Genomic DNA, 19,171 nt, shown 5'->3' on the forward strand with positions numbered 1-19,171 from the left:
AAACGTTCTTCGATAATAATATTTCACAAGTTTTTTTATTGTCGAAGAATGGTAAAATATGAAATAATATTTCAAGTACACAATGGACTGCCTAATGGCAATATTTGGAGGTTTTTCTCATGTCGAACAATGTATTATTTGCTGGTTCCCCTTGGTCAGCATTTTCTGGTCCTAACTTAGGATATGTAATGGAACAATATGACTTGTACTTACAAAATCCAGAAGATGTAGAGCCTGAACTAGTTGCCCTTTTCCAACAATTTGGTTCCCCATTTGTAGAAGGTGCAGTAGAAACGGTTTCAGAAGGTACAGCAAACGTACAAACTGGTAATATTAAAAAAATATTTGCAGCAGTACAATTAGCTGATGCGATTCGTTCATTTGGACACTTAGCTGCAGATGTATATCCATTAAAAGACCGTAAATTAGATACTTCTCGTATTGAACTTGCAACTTACGGTTTAACAGATGCAGATTTAGTATCTATGCCAGCAACATTATTCTTTAATAACGTTCCTGCAAGCGTTACCAATGGTAAACAAGCAGTAGATTACTTACGTACATTATATACTGGTAAAATCGCTTATGAGTATTCTCATATTGCTGATGGTGAGCGCCAATGGATTCAAGACAGAATTGAATCTGGTGCTTATAAAGTGAATTTAACTCCAGAACAGAAAAAAGAATTATTAGAAAGATTAACTCGTGTTGAAGACTTTGAGAAATTTATTCATAAAACATTCGTTGGTCAAAAACGCTTCTCTATCGAAGGTTTAGATACATTAGTTGTTTTACTTGATGAACTTGTAAAAGCAGCAGATGACAAAAAAATGAAAGAACTACAAATCGGTATGGCTCACCGTGGACGTTTAAACGTTTTAACTCATGTTGTGAACAAACCATACGATATGATGTTCTCTGACTTTGCTCACGTACCAAATGAATATTTCTTCCCAGCTGATGGCTCTTTAGAAATTACTAAAGGTTGGACTGGCGACGTGAAATACCACATGGGTGCAGCTCATACGAAAAAATCTGGGATGAAAGTAAAACTTGCTTATAACCCATCTCACTTAGAAGTTGTAAGCCCAGTAATTACTGGTTCTACACGTGCTGCACAAGAAGATACTTCAAAACCAGGTACACCAGAACATGATCCAAGTAAAGCATTAGCAGTACTTGTACATGGTGATGCTGCCTTTGCAGGTGAAGGTATCGTACAAGAAGTATTCAACTATGCACGAACTAAAGGTTTCTCTACTGGTGGTTCAATCCATATCATTTCAAACAACATGATTGGATTCACAACTGAACATTATGATTCACGTTCAACTTTATATTCTTCAGACGTTGCAAAAGGATACGACATTCCAGTTATCCACGTGAACGCTGATGAACCAGAAGCAGTAGTAGAAGTAGCTCACTTAGCATTCGAATACCGCCAAATCTTTGGCAAAGATATTTTAATAGACTTAATTGGTTACCGTCGTTTCGGTCATAATGAAACAGATGACCCAACAGTAACAAACCCATTAACATACTTAATCGTTTCAAAACATCCAACAGTACGTGCGCTATACGGACAAAAATTAGTTCAAGAAGGCATCGTAACTGAAGATGAAGTGAAAAAACTTGATACAGAAATTTATGCAGAAATGCAAAAATCTTATGACCATGTAAAAGAAGTTGGTGCTGAAAAAGGTCACCATGCACACGTTGAAATGCCTGAAGCTGTGAAAAACGGTTACCCTGAATTAGAAACAGGAGTGGCAAAAGAAGAATTAAAACAAATCAATGATGAACTTCTTGCATGGCCAGCAGACTTCGAACCACAAAACAAATTAGCAAAAATCTTAAAGAAACGTGTAGAAGCATTAGAAACGGATAAAATCGATTGGGGTCATGCTGAAACTTTAGCATTTGCTACAATCTTACGTGAAGGTAACCCTATCCGTATGACAGGTCAAGATGCGCAACGTGGTACATTCTCACAACGCCATTTAGTTCTACATGATAAAAACAATGGTGCAGAATATACACCACTTCACCATATTTCTGGTTCAAATGCGTCATTCTCAGTGTTTAACTCACCATTAACAGAAGCTGCTATCGTAGGCTATGAATATGGTTACAACTTAGAAAATGACAAAGCCTTAACTATTTGGGAAGCACAATTCGGTGACTTTGCAAACATGGCTCAAATTATGTTCGACAACTTCATCTCTTCTGCTCGCTCAAAATGGGGACAAAAATCAGGTTTAGTTCTATTATTACCAAATGGTATGGAAGGACAGGGACCAGAACACTCTTCAGCACGTATTGAACGTTACTTACAATTATGCGCTGAAAATAACTGGACTGTAGCAAACTGCTCAAATGCAGGAAACTACTACCACTTATTACGCCGTCAAGCAAAAATGCTTGGTACAGAAGGTGTTCGTCCATTAGTAGTAACTTCACCAAAATCATTACTTCGTCATCCATTAGCTGCTGCATCATTAGAACAACTTGCAACAGGTAAATTTGAAGAAGTAATTGAACAACCAGGTTTAGGTAATAACCCAGAAAAAGTAGAACGCATTTTACTTGCATCTGGTAAAGTAACAATTGATTTAGCTGATCGTGTACAAAATGGAGAAGGATATGATAACCTTCATATTGTTCGTGTAGAACAACTTTATCCATTCCCAGCACAAAAATTATCTGATATCATTGCGAAATTCCCTAACGCAAAAGAAATCGTTTGGGTACAAGAAGAACCGAAAAACCAAGGTCCATGGAAATATGTACTAGAATATTTATTAGACCTTGCAGAAGGTAAAAAAGTGAAATATGTTGGACGTCCAGAAATGTCTTCTACTTCTGAGGGAGATATGGATTCACATAAAGAAGCTCAAGCAAAAGTTATTGACGAAGCTCTTGCAAAATAATTTATTACACATTTCAATCATTTATAGAGGATAACTACCTAAAGGGTAGTAAGGTCATGTGGGAGTATTCCCACATGATAACTAAAGGAGGATATTAAAGTGGCTGAAATTAAAGTCCCTGAACTAGCAGAATCGATTACAGAAGGTACAATTGCACAGTGGGTTAAAAAAGTTGGAGACCGTGTTGAGAAAGGTGAATTTATCGTTGAATTAGAAACAGATAAAGTAAACGCTGAAATCATTTCAGAAGAAGCAGGCGTATTAACACAAATTCTAGCTGAAGAAGGCGATACTGTACTAGTTGGCCAAGTAATCGCAGTGGTAGAAGCTGGGGAAGGAGCAGCACCAGCGCCAGCAGCACCTGCAGCTGAACCAAAAGCAGAAGCAGCTCCGGCACCTGCTGCAGCTCAAACTACTCCTGCACCAGCAGTTGAAGAAGAAACTTCAAATGAACGCGTTGTAGCATCTCCTGCAGCTCGTAAATTAGCTCGTGAAAAAGGAATCGACCTTAGCGCAATCTCTCCAGTAGATCCACAAGGTCGTGTGCGTGTACAAGACGTGGCAGCGCATGGTACAGCACCAGCTGTAGCTCCAGTAGCAGCACCTACACCAGTTGCGACTACAGGTGGCCCAGTTGTATTCACACCAGCAGCTAATTCTGACCGTGTAACAATTGAAAAAATGAGCCGTCGTCGTCAAACAATTGCAAAACGTTTATTAGAAGTTAAACAATCAACTGCAATGTTAACTACATTCAACGAAATTGACATGACTAACATCATGGCACTTCGTAAACGTAAACAAGAAGAGTTCGTGAAAGCTAACGACATCAAACTTGGTTTCATGTCATTCTTCACAAAAGCTGTTGTGGCGGCACTTAAAAAATATCCATACGTTAACGCTCAAATCGTTGGCGATGAAATTCACTTAAATAACTTCTTTGATATCGGTATCGCTGTATCAACTGAAGAAGGTTTAGTAGTACCAGTTGTACGTGATGCAAACAGCAAAAACTTCGCTGAAATCGAAAAAGATATCGCGAACTTAGCGAAAAAAGCTCGTGAGAAAAAATTAGGCTTAAATGACATGGCTGGTGGATCATTCACAATCACAAACGGTGGTGTATTCGGTTCATTAATGTCAACACCAATCATGAACGGTACTCAAGCTGGTATTTTAGGTATGCACTCAATTGTTAACCGCCCAGTTGCTGTAAATGGTGAAGTTCAAATCCGTCCAATGATGTACGTAGCACTTTCTTACGATCACCGTATCATCGACGGAAAAGATTCAGTAGGATTCTTAAAAACAGTTAAAGAATTAATCGAAAATCCAGAAGATTTATTATTAAATTCTTAATATAACATTTACTAGCGGATTGTATTATCCGCTAGTTTTTTACTGTACCTTAAGAAATATAAATATTCAGATAAAAATAGTTGGGAAGTATTATTTAATTAACACCATTTAGATAGTAATTTCCTATTATCAGAAAAATGAATATTGACATTATAATATTCATATAGTAACATTTTAATAGAAATTTAATATTAAAACCTCACGTTACATGTGGGGTAGAGGCGCGATATTTATTAGTTCCTTTTGGAGTGTAGAGCAACGATGAATAGAGGAAGAAGGAAATATTGCCGAAGTATGTCAGTAGGCTCACTACTTTCATACTGGGTCTGCAGTGAATAACTGCAGGACTGTCTCAGCTGGTCTCCCAACCAACTGAGGGGTGCTATCTCAATCGGGACGTTTAGAGGATTTAGGCTATTAGAGAAATAGACGACCTGAGTTCATCTTAGGTCGTTTTTTATTCTTTAAATGCCCAAAAAAGTATGTAAAGGAGAGAGAACGATGTCTAGAAAATTCAAACTACTATTTGTATCATTGTTTGCAATTATGGTTTTAGCTGCTTGTGGTTCCTCTGACAAAGAAGACAACGCAACATCTTCTACTGATTCTGGATCTACTGAAGAAAAAGGAGTATTTAAAGTTGGTTTAGAAGCAGGTTACCCTCCATTTAACTGGACACAAAAAGATGATTCAAATGGTGCTGTAAAAATTGATGGTTCTGAAGAATATGCTGGCGGTTACGATGTAGAAATCGCTAAACGTGTTGCAGACGCTTTAGGAAAAGAATTAGTTATTGTTAAAACAGAATGGGACGGCTTATTACCAGCCCTTCAATCTAACGTTATCGATGCAATCATTGCAGGTATGAGTCCAACTGAAGAACGTAAAGCTGCAATCGATTTCACAGAAAACTACTATACAAGTGATTTTGTAATTGTAGTTAAAGCTGATGGAAAATATAAAGATGCTAAAACATTAGCAGACTTTGCTGGAGCAAAAATTACATCTCAATTAAACACTACTAACTATGCAGTTATTGACCAAATTCCTGATGTGAAAAAAGAAACTGCAATGGAAAGTTTCGCTCACATGCGTGTAGCTTTAGAATCTGGTGTAATTGATGGTTATGTTGCAGAACGTCCAGAAGCAATCTCTTCTACTTCAGCAAATTCGAACTTTGCTTTTGTTGAGTTAGAAGAAGGATTTGAAACAAAACCAGAAGATGTTTCTGTAGCAATCGGTCTTCGTAAAGGTGACGAAAACCTAGCTAAAATTAACGAAGCTTTATCAGAAATTTCTGAAGAAGAACGTCAAGAAATTATGGATAAAGCAATTTCAAACCAACCAGCTGCTAACTAATGCAGTTTGGGCTATCACTGGTCTACTACAGGCCAGTGATAACTTTTTACTGAGCAAGATACATATTTATAAGTTCAATCGTGTCTAGCTACAGGCGCTTGTCTTTGAGGCGAACGAGGAAAATGCTTTCGTTTTTGCCACGCAAACAAGAACGCCTTTTGCTTATCTAACTAGGAGGATATTTATGAGTTTTGATATAATACTCTCAATACTACAAGAGAATTGGCCAAGCTATTTACGCGGCGCCTATATGACGCTTCTAATTGCAGTAATTAGTACAATTATTGGTGCATTAATCGGATTATTTATCGGGGTAATGCATACGATTCCTCTTCGTAAGAAATCTGTTAAGTCCATTTTCTTAAAAATTATCAACTTCATCCTAACAGTTTACGTAGAAATCTTCCGTGGTACACCAATGATTGTACAGGCAATGGTAGTATTCTATGGTATTGCTGCTTATGGTTATGAAATGGATCGTTTTGTTGCAGCGGTTGTCGTTGTAGGATTAAATACAGGTGCTTATATGGCGGAATATGTACGTGGTGGTATTGTTTCGATTGATAAGGGACAATACGAAGCTGCTGAAGCAATCGGTATGGGTCATTTCCAAACAATGATTCACATTATTTTACCTCAAGTTTTCCGTAATATTTTACCAGCAACAGGGAACCAATTAATTATGAACATTAAAGACTCTGCTGTATTAAGTGTAATTAGTGTAACTGAATTATTCTTTACTACAAAATCAATCGCAGGTGCGAACTTCCGATTTGCAGAATCTTATTTAATCACATGTATCATGTACTTAATCATGACTTTTGTCGCTTCACGTATTTTACGTTACGTTGAAAAAAGAATGGACGGCCAAAATGCTTATCAAGTAGAACAACGTCGAGAAGAGCAAATGTACTAATCGCGTAAGGAGATCAAAAGATGGAAAAAGTTATTGAAATCAAACATCTGAATAAATCATTTGGCAACCATGAAGTGCTGCGCGATGTAAATTTCACAGTAAATAAAGGTGAAGTGGTTTGCTTAATTGGTTCTTCAGGATCAGGAAAATCAACGCTTTTACGTTGTATCAACCTATTGGAAACGCCAACTGGTGGAGAAATCATTTATAATGGTGAAAATATTTTAAACGACAAACATGACGTTAGAAAATACCGTACACACTTAGGAATGGTATTCCAACAATTTAACTTGTTCAACAATCATAATGTATTGAAAAATTGTATGGTTGGTCAATTAAAAGTGTTAAAACGTTCAAAAGAAGCAGCGAAGCAAAATGCTTTAAAATATTTAAAAACAGTTGGTATGGACAAATACGTCAATGCTAAGCCAAAGCAATTATCCGGTGGTCAAAAACAACGCGTTGCAATTGCACGTGCCCTTGCAATGGATCCAGAAGTAATGCTGTTCGATGAGCCAACTTCAGCGCTAGATCCAGAAATGGTTGGGGAAGTATTAAAAGTAATGCGCCAATTAGCTGATGAAGGGAATACAATGCTAATTGTTACCCATGAAATGGAATTTGCCCGTGAAGTATCAGATCGAATCGTATTTATGGATAAAGGTGTAATAGTTGAAGAAGGACCTCCTGAGCAAGTCCTTGTCAATCCACAACAAGAACGTACAAAAGAGTTTTTAAAGCGTACATTAAAATAATGGTATGGAGGGCATCCAAAGTGTAATAACTCTTTGGATGCCCTTTCTCTTTGGTACGTCTCAAAGTAATTTAAGACGTATCTTTTTTATTACACTTTTCTGAGACTTGTTCGTCTATAGGAGTAGGAAAGGGGGCAACATAGTGGATCAGTTATACCGAGAACATAATAGAACGATATTTAAATACATATTTTATTTAGTTCAAAATGAATCCGTTGCAGAGGATTTATTACAAGATACTTTTTTAAAAGCCTATAAAAACTATAACCAGTTTAGAAATGATGCTAGCGAACTAACATGGCTTAGAAAAATTGCTAGAAATGTTGTTTATGACTATTTTAGAAGAAAAAAGCTTATAGAGTTTATACCATTTCTTAAAAGCCATGAACAAACCGTAAAATCTGATGCCATTGAATTTATTTTAGAAAATGAAGAGAGAAAAGAACTGTTTGATGCATTATCGAAACTTAAAGTGAATCATCGAGAAGTTCTCATTTTGAGGAAAATTGAACAGCTTTCCATTGAAGAAACAGCTCAAATATTAGGATGGAATACGGAAAAAGTGAAAAATACACAACGACAAGCCATTAATGCTTTACGAAAGATTTGGAAAGGGGTGGAGGATGATGAATAAGAAAAAAACAATTTGGGATGATCTAAATGAATTACCACGAAATGAAGTAGCGGAAAAAGAAACATGGCAAAAAATTGAGAAGAACTTATCAAAACCTAAATATTTCATCAACGTTTTAACTGGATTTGTCACAATTGCAATTGTATTTCTTATCTTTGCCCTTTTAACGACCACAAATAAAAATGAAATGGCAATTCAGCAAGCTTCTGAACAATCGTTGGAAAGTGTATTTTTTCTGAATGATTCAGTATTTGATCAATTCGATGTCAAACCATCTTCTTGGTATACTTTTGTACAGAAAAACACTGATGAACAACAATTAAAAGAATTTCACAGTTTATTGACCGCAAATAAAAAAGTAGATACACCAAAACCAAGTATTGAGTATTTAAATGGAGCTTATGTAGATATCGTTTTAAAATATAAAAATAACGTGTTAAAAAGATATAAAGTTCTATTAACAAAACCAGGCTATATTTATGATTTGGATACGAAAGAGTGGTTTTATAATGACCATCCAAACTTTGAAAATTCCGTCTATAAATTAACTAGGGAAGAATATACAAGTTGGTTACCAATTTTTATTATTTTTAATTTTATATTTACAACATTAGTTGAGAAATTTTTAAAAAGAAAATATAAGGTAGAAAAAATAAAATTCGGTGGAGAAAATACTGTAGCTAAGTATACGATTTATGGAAATATTTTCCTAATAGGGTTCTTTTTATTGTTAATGATTTTTAGACAGTTTGTGATCCATATTTTCTGGATATTATTATTCTTTTCGATCCTATTAACAATCAATATTATGATTGAATCGAAATATGGAAAAAATAAAGCAGGCATTTATATGTTAATTAGTTCAACTATTGGTTTACTTCTTTTCATCCTATTTTTCAGCTTGAATATATAAATTAACTGCGAGAATTCCATTCAGAAATAATGACAAAGACAATAGCGAAAACAATTGCGATAATAAAAAACCATTGAGGGACTCCGCCAAATGAAAACATGTTGAACTCACTCCTTTCTATTATAGTACCAAATTTTCTATACAAAGATGTTCTAAAAATGATTTAATTTCCACAAAAAGCAGGTTATCGGTTATAATTATAGGATGGAACAAAGATAAAGTGAGGTAATTTTGATGTTAAACTTAAAATGGAAAGACGCACCAACAATTCGTAAAGTAAAATGTGTAAACACAAACGCAGAAAAATACTTAGTATCAAACGTATTAACAGTTGGTAAAGAATACGAAGTAAAAAATGAAACAGAAGAATTCATCTTCATCATTGACAACACAGGTAACGTAGGCGGATACTACAAAACATACTTTGAATAATTAACTAAAATTACTATTAAGCCGTAAATTCAACGAAAAGTTGGATTTACGGCTTTTGTGTTATAGAGAAATGGCAAATACAATTCTAACAAAAGCAATATTGTGAAAAAACTAACCAAATAAGAAACCGCGGCCTACAACTGTAAGCCGCTCAATAAATAAGTAGTATTAGTAAGCTAAAATAAAAGTGAGCGGACCTTAACACAAGCATGAAGACAAGCCGTAAAGACAACAACAAGTTGTCTTTACGGCTTGAGTGCTAAGTCCGCTCACAAAATCTTACTTATTAGTATTGAAATTCAAAAAAGTAACCGGAAAAGAAACGGTGGCTAATTGCTGTAAAATAAGAAACCGCGGCCTACCACTGTATGCCGCGCAATAAATAAGAAGTATAAGAAGCTAAAATAAAAGTGAGCGGACCTTAACACAAGCATGAAGACAAGCCGTAAAGACAACAACAAGTTGTCTTTACGGCTTGTGTGCTAAGTCCGCTCACATAAATATTACTTGCTTTAGTATTTTTATTATTTAAGCTTATCAATAGCTACCTCAATAGTAGCATGCTGTTTATTACTCTCAGCTTGTACCCGCAACGTTTCTTCAATAGACTCAATTAACTGCAACTGAGTAGCCTTAAACCTATCAATCTCTTCATGACTAATCCCTTTATTCCGCTTAGAATCCTTCGCCGTCTCCTCGATCATCCGAGCATTCTTTTGAATCATTTTATCGGACGTCTCCATTAATCGTTGACTGGCAATATTTGCCCTTCGTTGATTATTCATATTCACCAAAATCGAAATTTGGGACTGCCATAAAGGAATAGTTGACATCACAGAAGCCTGAATTTTTTCAACTAACATCTGATTCGTTTGCTGAATCATTCGAATCTGTGGAGCCGTTTGGATAGCAACCTCACGAGAAATTTGCAAATCATAAATCCGTTTATCTAACCATTCTATTGAGTTTTTTAAATCAACTATCTTTTGTTTATCCATTGGGTTCGTTGATATAGCCAACGATTGTTCTAATGCTGGTAATGTATGATTGATTAAATCACGTTTTTTTAATTCACCAGCTGCAATGAATAGCGTTAAGTTTTTAAAATAATCTTCATTTAATCGATATAATTCATTTAACATATTCATATCAGCTAAAAGCCCTTTTTGAGCATGTTGTAATTGAATGCTTAACCGATCAATCTGTTTACTCAATCGATTATATTGAGACACCACTTCTTGAATTGAAGATTTGGAACGTTTAAATAGTTTACTAAAAAATCCTTTTTCATTTTCAATTAAATCATCTGGATTAATTTTTTCAAGATGCTCCATTAATTTATGTAGAACTTCACGGATTGGCGATGTATCATTTCGTTGTACACGTAATAACATGTTATGGGTGAAGTTTTTGAGTGATTGTTGAACATCTGCACCAAATTGAAGGACATTTTCATAAACAGAAACGTCAAGCTTACTAGCTAATAAGAGGGCGTGGGATTTTTCTTCTTCGTTTAATGTTTGGAAAGTAGAAATCGATGTTTCCGTCACATCAAAAAAAGAGCTCCCATTAATTGATAGTGCATCTAATGGATTATGTGAGCTCTTATTTTCTGTCATTGATTGTCACCTCGAAATTCAATCTGTTGACGTTTCTTTTCATTTTGAAGTTTTACAAAGTCCAATTCCATTCTTAAACTTTCTAAGTCTGATTCAAGGGCTGATTTTAAATCTTGTTCCATTGTACCATGTAATTCTTTTAATGTTTTGCGAGTATCCTCAAGGGCTAGATGAATTTCTGAATCTTTAATTTGTTGTTGCGTTAACATCGTATATGTTTGAATTAACTGTACAGCAGACGGTAAATGGGAGTAGAAGAAATCTTCTACAGAATAAAACTTTTGTGGATTTGTTTGTACAATATTAATAATACGTTTCGAAAGCTTTGTCATTTCGTTTAACAATTTAAATGAACGAAGCGAACGAACACGAATATATTGTTGAGTTAAAGAATTTAAATGCCCTCTTGCAATCTTTAATTGTGATTCAATATGTTTATACTCAGAATTGGATATCCCAATTTCTTTACTTCTTTTTGATTTTTGGAAAACTTTAATGGCTTTATTACTTATAAAATACGATGCAATGGTTAATACCGGCACGAAAAAAATAGTAATGTCAGCAAGAGTAAATGACGTAACAGTTAGTACTGTGAAACTTATAATAAAATTGATTGCATGGCGGGTAATAAAACTCATGGCTCCAAGCATATTCGTACCTCCTTTAGTTCTATAATTGTATTACGAATGAATGGTTTAAAAAGTTTCACAAGTTTTGATTTTTATAAGTAATATCCTACAATATATTATCGTGTTTTTGAATACTAAACAAAAATTTAGAGCCGGCTATAAAAGATCCGACTCCATCGTTACATACCCTTTTAGTTCATCACAAATTTTGATTGAGGGACTAAAGCCTTTTTGTACAAATTTTAGAAATTCCTCAATAGAACTATCTTTTCCTTAGACTTCAACCTCAATTTGTTTTTGTTCATTTACCCCGCAAAATCCTTTTAGCCCCAGGGCAATCGCTTTTTGTTTTATGAAAAAACGATACCCAGTTTCATTAGGATTACTGTGAACGATGATATGGGCTCGTTTTGCCATAAAATGTACTTCCTCCGTTAATTAGTTGACATTTGGTCAATTAAGTCATTTAGATAGAATAAAACTTTTTCTGAGGCAGCTTCAATTTCTTTTAAATATAATTCAGCTTGCTTTATGTTTCCATTAGTAAATTCAATTACGGCTTCTTTTGCATTATAGTGAACTTTTTCATGATAATAATCTAATTGCTCGTAAGATGATAGGTGACCAAAACGTTCTTTCGCTTTATCAGAGAAATACCATTTTCCTAATCTACATTCTTTATGCGAAGACACATCTGATGGATGAAGTTGTTCTAATCCTAAGAACATATTATAAATCTTCCATTTCCATAAGATATGGTCTGCCTTTGATAAATGGAGAAGGGTAACGCTCGATAAATACGTATGATTATTTGTAATGACATCATTACGGAAACGATTGATTTCTTGACCAAGCATATGGATGTCATGAGAAGTATTTGAACTGTATTCTCTTATATCCTCTTGTAAGTGTAAAATTTTGTTCATTTTATCAGAAACTTCATCAATGGCAGCGGATTGTTCCTCTGTAATCGAAGCTGTACTTACTACATCTTGATTGATTTCTTGTATTGTTTCTACAATATTCGTTAGAAGTGGTAATGTATCCTTTGCTTCCGAAGAGGCTGCATTAATAATGTGTGACGTATCTGTAATCGATTTTGCCACATTTGTTGAATAAGATTTTAATGAATCGACATTTGTGGATACTGTACTTAATGCAGAAACCGTATTTTCTGCTAGTTTTCTTACTTCTTGCGCAACAATTGAGAAGCCTTTACCATGTTCACCAGCTCGAGCTGCTTCAATAGAGGCATTTAGAGCAAGTAAATTGGTCTGATCTGCAATTTCATTTATAATAGTGACTACATTTTCAATATCGTTCACATGCTTTTGTAATTGGTCAAAGGAATGAACAATAGACGTAAAAGTATCACCAGTTTTGAAAATATCATTTAACGCTTGTTCAATGGCATTTTTACTATCAGTTGCATATTGTACTGATTGAGTTGTTTTTTCAGATATATTGCTTGAAGTACGTGCAATATCTGCAATAGAAGCAGCGAGTTCTTCAGTAGCAGAAGTAGATGTTTGAATTTCTAGTGCTTGCTGATCTAAACTGTACACTAAATCTTTCATGTACATGATTTTTGCGTTAGCGTCCATTAAAGAGGAAATTTCACTGACAACATTTTCAATGATTTTTTCTGTTAATGTTTCAACTAATAACTCTTGATCAATATTTACTGCTGATGATAGCGATTTCATATAAGCAAAAGCTTTATTTGGTTTTAGTCCAAAATTATGTAATATATGTGTGTTCATAAAAAATGCGAGCTGATTAAAGACTACAATTAATTTACCCGCTTCATAATGATATGTTCTAAATAAATTAAAAAACTTTGTTGTATTAGCTACATACTCATCGTTTCGTTCTGCTAAGAAAAATTGGTTTAAATATTGTTGAATTTCTTCGTTAGAAATATGTGTTTGTCCATCGGGTGAAATTTCTTCTAAGTAGTTTCTAAATATTTCATTCATTGTTGGTGCAATTTTTTGAAGTCCATTATAAATTTCTTTCAAATTTTCTTGATCTTGGCTAGTAAAATTATTAAATTGCAATGTTTGTAAAAAACGGCCACTAGCTTGTAAATTAGTTCCACGAGTGAATAAAAGATTAACGTCGGCTTTCGGTTTTAATGATGAAAACATAGTTGTTGTCACTCTCCAAATCTTATATAGATAGAATAATTTTACCATATAGCCGATTGCAAAAATAGACATATTACCAATTGTTAACTAAAATACAATAGTAGAAGGTGAGGCATTATCTATGTATAAGATTATTTATATGAAGGCAGATTACGAACCTTGGTGGAAATTTGAGGGATGGGAATCTACTATTGTATCTGAACATAATTTTGACACAAAAGAAGAGTATAATTCGGCATTAAATGAATTGCTCGAAGATTTTCGAAAACGATATGAACATGAAGAATGTCGGGAAGGGAAATATTACGCCTTTTGGTCATTAGATGAAAGAGAGTATTGCGAGGCTTGTGAAGACGATATTCAAATTTTCCACGGTATAATTCTTGAAGGGTAGTTCATACTAAAATCACACCGATCAATTTACTGAAATAAAAGAAAATTGTAAAAAAAGTTAAAGAAAGTGTTTGACAAATTGTAATATGATGATATACTAAGAGTAACAATAAAATTGCTTGACCGGGTACAAATGATTCACATATTACAAAGAGTGATCGGTGTAATGTCGGTACTCTTCGTAATATGTGAATTTTTTATTACGGTAAAACAATCACATATTGTTAACATTTATTTTTTTGGAGGTTTTCTTAAATGAAACAAGGTACAGTAAAATGGTTTAACTCAGAAAAAGGTTTTGGATTCATCGAAGTTGAAGGTGAAAACGACGTATTCGTACACTTCTCAGCTATCCAAGGTGAAGGTTTCAAAACTCTTGACGAAGGTCAAAAAGTGGAATTCGAAGTTGTAGATGGCAACCGCGGACCACAAGCTGCTAACGTTGTTAAACTTTAATTTTTAAAATTAAATTACATTCGTTAATTCGAGACATTCCTAGAAGGGGATGTCTCTTTTCACGTGTTCACATAGCTTACTCTAATTTTTCTAAAGTAGAAGTGACAATATATTCTTCATTTGTATCTGTATAAACAGCTTTTACAACGCCAAAACCTTCGACAAGGTATTTTCGATTTATATAATCCTCCTGTTGTTCCTCAATAACGATTACATTTTCAAACGATTCAAAATGAGTATCGACTGATGCTCCAGTTTCGACAATCTCACAATTGCCAAAGGTAGTACCAACTTCAATTGGACCAGCAAAATATGGTTCGATCGCTTCCAGTTTTTCTAAGCTTATCACTTCAGGATAAGTAATGTTATTGGGCATTTCTTCAACAAGCTCATCATAAATTAAGTCAATTCTATCTTCTAATACACGGTAAATTTTCATTGTGGTAGCCCCACCATTATCAATGACTGTAGCAACATAATCGTCTGAAAGCCATTTCGTTTTTTCGGTATAAGATGCAAATTCATTTCCTTCACCTAAAAAAGATGCAGTAGAGCCATCGGGTTTAAAGAACTTTTTAAAATCAGTTTTTGTTTCTTCTACACTAACGGGATCTTTTGACGGGGGTGGGGAATCATCCATTAAAACTTGGGTACAACCAATTAATAAAATGATGGAAAAAATTGTGAGTAGATATTTCAAATTAAATACCTCCTTATAAGATACTATAACGTAATATAATTTGAATTGCACTTATTTTCTGTCGATTTTCGTAATAAGTTTATGTTGGGTGATGGGGAATTAGAAATGTCGAATTACATAGATAGTAATTTAAAAAAAGGAATTAATTTCATAATAAAAATTAACTTTAATTGGGCGGATTGACAGAATATAGAGACTTAACAAAGAGTAAGCATCGTCTTCAAAGTTCATGGTTCAGAATGAATACAAAAATTCAATGGAAAAATGAAAGAAAATGTATTCATAAGGAAGATGAATACAAAAATTCAATGGAAAAAGGGAAGATAATGTATTCATAATGCAGACGAATACAAAAAATCAATGGAAAAAGGGAAGAAAATGTATTCATAAGGAAGATGAATACAAAAATTCAATGGAAAAGGAGTAGAAAATGTATTCATAAGATGATGAATGCAAAAATCTCGTGGAAAAAGGTAGAAAATGGTCTTCATAGATAGAATGAAAACAAAAATAGCGCGTACATTGTTCTAAAAGTGTATTTAGAAGCATGTAAAAAGCAAACTTCTGTAATTATAAATGTAACAGGGTCAATAAAATAATATTATTATGTAAACTAAAAACATTAAAATAAAAAGGTGCCACAAATGTGACACCACAAAAAATTACTTAATCCCTTGTGCATCTTTCCACTCTAGGAACTCATCGTAAGTTAATTGTTTATCTAAGATCGAACCGTCTTCTTGGATTTCGATAATACGGTTGGCGATTGTTTGGATAAACTGATGGTCATGAGATGTGAAGATCATAGCGCCTTTGAAGCGAATTAATCCTTCGTTTAATGCTTGGATTGATTCTAAGTCAAGGTGGTTCGTTGGTTCATCTAAAAGTAAAACGTTAGCACTTGATAACATCATTTTTGATAACATACAACGAACTTTTTCTCCTCCTGAAAGTACAGAAGGGGATTTTTTTACCTCTTCACCAGAGAATAGCATACGACCTAAGAATCCACGTAAGAATGATTCTGTTTCATCTTCAGGTGAATATTGACGTAACCATTCAACTAAAGTTTTTTCAGTACCAGTGAAGTATTTGTCGTGATCGTTTTCGAAATAGCTTTGGGAAGTAGTTACGCCCCATTTAAATGTACCGCTATCTGCATCACGGCGTTCCATTAAAATGTCCATTAAAGCAGTTTTCGCATGAGGGTTTCCTAGTAATGCAATTTTATCTTCTTTATTCATCATAAAGCGGATATCTTTAAATAACAATTCGCCATCTTGACTTGCTGTTAATCCATCAACAGTTAACACGTCGTTACCAATTTCGCGGCCGATTTGGAAGTTGATGAATGGATATTTACGGCTTGAAGGACGAATATCATCAAGCTCAATTTTATCCAACATTTTTTTACGGCTTGTTGCTTGTTTTGACTTAGATGCGTTCGCAGAGAAGCGAGCAATGAATTCTTGTAATTCTTTAATTTTTTCTTCTTTTTTCTTGTTTTGTTCTTGCGCCATTTTTAACGCTAATTGTGAAGATTCATACCAGAAATCGTAGTTCCCTACATATAGTTGGATTTTTCCAAAGTCTAAGTCTGCAATATGTGTACATACTTTATTTAAGAAGTGACGGTCATGGGATACAACGATAACTGTGTTTTCAAAGTTAATTAAAAATTCTTCTAACCATTGGATGGCTTTTAAATCTAAGTGGTTTGTAGGCTCGTCCAGTAATAGTACATCTGGTTTACCAAATAGCGCTTGAGCAAGTAATACTTTTACTTTCTGAGAACCTTCTAAATCTTTCATTAACATGTAGTGGAATTCATCGCCAATACCTAAACCGTTTAATAAAGTAGCAGCTTCTGAATCAGCTTCCCAACCGTTTAGTTCAGCAAATTCGCCTTCTAGTTCAGCGGCACGCATACCATCTTCGTCAGAAAAATCTTCTTTCATATAAATTGCGTCTTTTTCTGTTTTTACTTCATAAAGGCGTTTATTTCCCATGATTACTGTATCAAGTACAGTGTGTTCATCGTATTCAAAGTGATTTTGCTTTAATACGGATAAACGTTCATCTTTACCCATTGATACATGTCCTTCTTGTGGTTCGATTTCGCCAGCAAGAATTTTTAGGAAAGTTGATTTACCAGCTCCGTTTGCACCAATAAGGCCGTAACAGTTACCTGGTGTGAATTTGATATTTACGTCTTCAAATAGTTTACGATCGCCATAACGAAGACCTACATTACTAACTTGAATCATGTAAGTTCCTCCTTTAATTCTATAATTGATATTATGCGGTTTTTCAATGTTTAAATTTATATACGCAATACTTTTCATTATATCATATAACACAAATTAATTTAAACAATTAGTTAGGATTTGTATAGTTGGGAATAAAATTGAAAACAAAATGTTGAGGAGATTCTCTAATTTTTAAACTTAATAAAAAGGGTGAGCAATTAGATTGTAATCGAAAGAATGAAAAAACTACTTTCAATTATTGCAATTGTAATATTAATATTTGGATTTTTACCAATCACAGATGCGAATGCAGCAACCAAAAATTTAAAAGTCCACTTTATTAACGTAGGTCAAGGGGATTCAATTTTAGTACAAGCTCCAGCGGGTAAAAATATGTTAATCGATGGTGGACCAAAAACGGCAGGAAAAGATGTCGTTTCATTTTTAAAATCAAAAGGTGTTAAAACTTTAGATTACGTAGTAGCAACACATCCAGATGCAGATCATATTGGTGGTTTAATCGATGTTTTAAAATCATTTAAAGTTAAACACTTTATAGACAGCGGTAGAACACATACAACAGATACGTATTATGAATTGCTTACATTAGTTGATAAAAAGAAAATAAATTATATTGTACCGACACCGCTAAAAACGTATCAACTTGATCCGAAAATGAAAACTCAAGTGTTATATTCAAATAATAAAGCTGAAGATAGTAATAATGCGTCCATTGTCCTTAAGCTAACGTATAATAAAGTTTCATTTTTATTAACAGGTGATGCTACTAAGGAAATTGAAGAACAATTGGCTTCTAAATATAAAGTAAATGTAAATGCAACAGTATTAAAAGCTGGCCATCATGGTTCAGATACAAGTAGTTCTCCTAAATTTATTAGTAAAGTAAAACCAAAAGTTGCGATTTTAAGTTACGGAAAAGATAATATGTATGGACATCCACATGCATCAGTTGTAAAAAGCTTAAAAAATGTTGGAGCCAAAATTTATAAAACGCCTATACATTGTAATATTACTGTGACAACGGATGGAAAAACTCATAAAGTAACGAATGCATGTCCTAAAGCATCAACTAGTAAAGCAAGTACAGGAAAAACAACTACTAATCCTAGTACGACTACTAAAACATCTCAAACAAAATTTAAAAATTGTACAGAGATGAGAAAGATTTATCCATATGGTGTGAAAAAAGGACATCCTGCATATGAAAAAAACATGACCGAGATGATGATGGGGTAGCGTGTGAAAAATAATGAGTAAATACACTTTAGATCGAATTGATGATGGATTCTATGTTTTCTTGTCAAAAGATGATGAATCACAGCAACGCTTGATAGCTGTTTCAGAAGTAAACATCTCTCTAACAGAGGGAGACATTGTTAATATTCACGAAGATGGCACAATCGAGTTGTTAGAAGAGGAAACGAAAATTACGAAAGATAAAGTAGATGCTTTAATCGAAAAACTAAAGAAAAATAATTCTTAAGACCAGGGAAAATTCCTTGGTCTTTTCTATTTTTGAATTTTATCAAATATATTATGAAGTCGAATATTTCATGACATTTAATTACATAAAAGTAAATTGTTATATATTTAGGGTATCGGCATATTATTATACGGTATTGTAGGATTTATTTTGAGACATTTAAAAAATACTTT

At 33.9% G+C, this 19,171-nt stretch carries 18 protein-coding genes and 1 riboswitch; of the genes, 12 read left to right on the forward strand and 6 right to left on the reverse strand.

Annotated features, from left to right (window positions below; genetic code table 11):
- Positions 1-119 precede the first annotated feature (119 nt).
- The 8 genes from NKR20_RS07935 (at position 120) to NKR20_RS07970 (ending at position 9,298) form a co-directional block, all read left to right on the forward strand.
- Positions 120-2,930, forward strand: coding sequence for a 2-oxoglutarate dehydrogenase E1 component (locus NKR20_RS07935; protein WP_121213827.1), 2,811 nt, complete (start codon positions 120-122; stop codon positions 2,928-2,930).
- A 99-nt stretch (positions 2,931-3,029) separates the two neighbouring features.
- A complete protein-coding gene (odhB, locus tag NKR20_RS07940) occupies positions 3,030-4,289 on the forward strand; it encodes a 2-oxoglutarate dehydrogenase complex dihydrolipoyllysine-residue succinyltransferase (RefSeq protein ID WP_253425140.1) in 1,260 nt (419 codons plus the stop codon).
- Positions 4,290-4,497: 208 nt separating this feature from the next.
- Positions 4,498-4,682: riboswitch (Lysine riboswitch) on the forward strand.
- A 108-nt stretch (positions 4,683-4,790) separates the two neighbouring features.
- Positions 4,791-5,648: a transporter substrate-binding domain-containing protein gene (locus NKR20_RS07945; RefSeq protein ID WP_253425143.1), complete on the forward strand. Its 858-nt coding sequence runs from the start codon at positions 4,791-4,793 to the stop codon at positions 5,646-5,648.
- Between the two features lie 184 nt (positions 5,649-5,832).
- A complete protein-coding gene (locus tag NKR20_RS07950; RefSeq protein WP_121213824.1) occupies positions 5,833-6,564 on the forward strand; it encodes an amino acid ABC transporter permease in 732 nt (243 codons plus the stop codon).
- A gap of 20 nt (positions 6,565-6,584) precedes the next feature.
- On the forward strand, positions 6,585-7,319 hold the full coding sequence (locus NKR20_RS07955; protein WP_121213823.1) for an amino acid ABC transporter ATP-binding protein: 735 nt from the start codon (positions 6,585-6,587) through the stop codon (positions 7,317-7,319).
- Between the two features lie 142 nt (positions 7,320-7,461).
- Positions 7,462-7,953 (forward strand): RNA polymerase sigma factor, encoded by a 492-nt coding sequence (locus NKR20_RS07960; protein ID WP_170148391.1) that lies wholly within the window; start codon positions 7,462-7,464, stop codon positions 7,951-7,953.
- The gene (locus NKR20_RS07965) at positions 7,946-8,866 is read left to right on the forward strand and encodes a hypothetical protein (RefSeq protein ID WP_253425146.1); all 921 of its coding nucleotides are present in this window, start codon (positions 7,946-7,948) and stop codon (positions 8,864-8,866) included. Before NKR20_RS07960 ends, NKR20_RS07965 begins: the two co-directional genes overlap by 8 nt.
- Positions 8,867-9,100: 234 nt before the next feature.
- A complete protein-coding gene (locus NKR20_RS07970; RefSeq protein ID WP_121213820.1) occupies positions 9,101-9,298 on the forward strand; it encodes a DUF6501 family protein in 198 nt (65 codons plus the stop codon).
- Between the two features lie 524 nt (positions 9,299-9,822).
- Here NKR20_RS07970 and NKR20_RS07975 read toward each other — a convergent pair.
- The 4 genes from NKR20_RS07975 to NKR20_RS07990 all read right to left on the reverse strand — a co-directional run bounded on the left by NKR20_RS07975 (position 9,823) and on the right by NKR20_RS07990 (position 13,768).
- Positions 9,823-10,917: a toxic anion resistance protein gene (locus NKR20_RS07975; RefSeq protein WP_253425148.1), complete on the reverse strand. Its 1,095-nt coding sequence runs from the start codon at positions 10,915-10,917 to the stop codon at positions 9,823-9,825.
- Entirely contained in the window at positions 10,914-11,567 is a 654-nt protein-coding gene (locus tag NKR20_RS07980; RefSeq protein WP_121213818.1) for a 5-bromo-4-chloroindolyl phosphate hydrolysis family protein, read from the reverse strand. Before NKR20_RS07980 ends, NKR20_RS07975 begins: the two co-directional genes overlap by 4 nt.
- Before the next feature lie 252 nt (positions 11,568-11,819).
- Complete coding sequence (locus NKR20_RS07985; RefSeq protein ID WP_253425151.1) at positions 11,820-11,963, reverse strand: acylphosphatase; 144 nt, start codon at positions 11,961-11,963, stop codon at positions 11,820-11,822.
- A gap of 17 nt (positions 11,964-11,980) precedes the next feature.
- Complete coding sequence (locus NKR20_RS07990; RefSeq protein WP_253425154.1) at positions 11,981-13,768, reverse strand: globin-coupled sensor protein; 1,788 nt, start codon at positions 13,766-13,768, stop codon at positions 11,981-11,983.
- A gap of 49 nt (positions 13,769-13,817) precedes the next feature.
- On the opposite strand from NKR20_RS07990, the gene NKR20_RS07995 reads away from it, so the two are divergent.
- Positions 13,818-14,090: a DUF1033 family protein gene (locus NKR20_RS07995; protein ID WP_253425157.1), complete on the forward strand. Its 273-nt coding sequence runs from the start codon at positions 13,818-13,820 to the stop codon at positions 14,088-14,090.
- 254 nt (positions 14,091-14,344) lie between these two features.
- Positions 14,345-14,545, forward strand: coding sequence for a cold-shock protein (locus tag NKR20_RS08000; protein WP_036179813.1), 201 nt, complete (start codon positions 14,345-14,347; stop codon positions 14,543-14,545).
- Between the two features lie 76 nt (positions 14,546-14,621).
- Here the strand turns inward: NKR20_RS08000 and NKR20_RS08005 are convergent, their stop codons facing one another.
- Both NKR20_RS08005 and NKR20_RS08010 read right to left on the reverse strand, forming a co-directional pair.
- Complete coding sequence (locus NKR20_RS08005; protein ID WP_253425159.1) at positions 14,622-15,245, reverse strand: hypothetical protein; 624 nt, start codon at positions 15,243-15,245, stop codon at positions 14,622-14,624.
- 662 nt (positions 15,246-15,907) lie between these two features.
- Entirely contained in the window at positions 15,908-17,512 is a 1,605-nt protein-coding gene (locus NKR20_RS08010; RefSeq protein ID WP_253425162.1) for an ABC-F family ATP-binding cassette domain-containing protein, read from the reverse strand.
- Positions 17,513-17,731: 219 nt separating this feature from the next.
- Between NKR20_RS08010 and NKR20_RS08015 the strand changes: the two genes are divergently transcribed.
- Positions 17,732-18,751 carry an MBL fold metallo-hydrolase gene (locus NKR20_RS08015; RefSeq protein WP_121213873.1) on the forward strand — a complete coding sequence of 340 codons (1,020 nt, stop codon included), beginning with the start codon at positions 17,732-17,734 and terminating at the stop codon, positions 18,749-18,751.
- A 13-nt stretch (positions 18,752-18,764) separates the two neighbouring features.
- On the forward strand, positions 18,765-18,998 hold the full coding sequence (locus NKR20_RS08020; protein WP_121213812.1) for a DUF3006 domain-containing protein: 234 nt from the start codon (positions 18,765-18,767) through the stop codon (positions 18,996-18,998).
- Positions 18,999-19,171 lie beyond the last annotated feature (173 nt).

Origin of the sequence: Ureibacillus endophyticus, from assembly GCF_024159215.1 — a bacterium.
GTDB classification, from domain to species: Bacteria; Bacillota; Bacilli; order Bacillales_A; family Planococcaceae; genus Ureibacillus; species Ureibacillus endophyticus.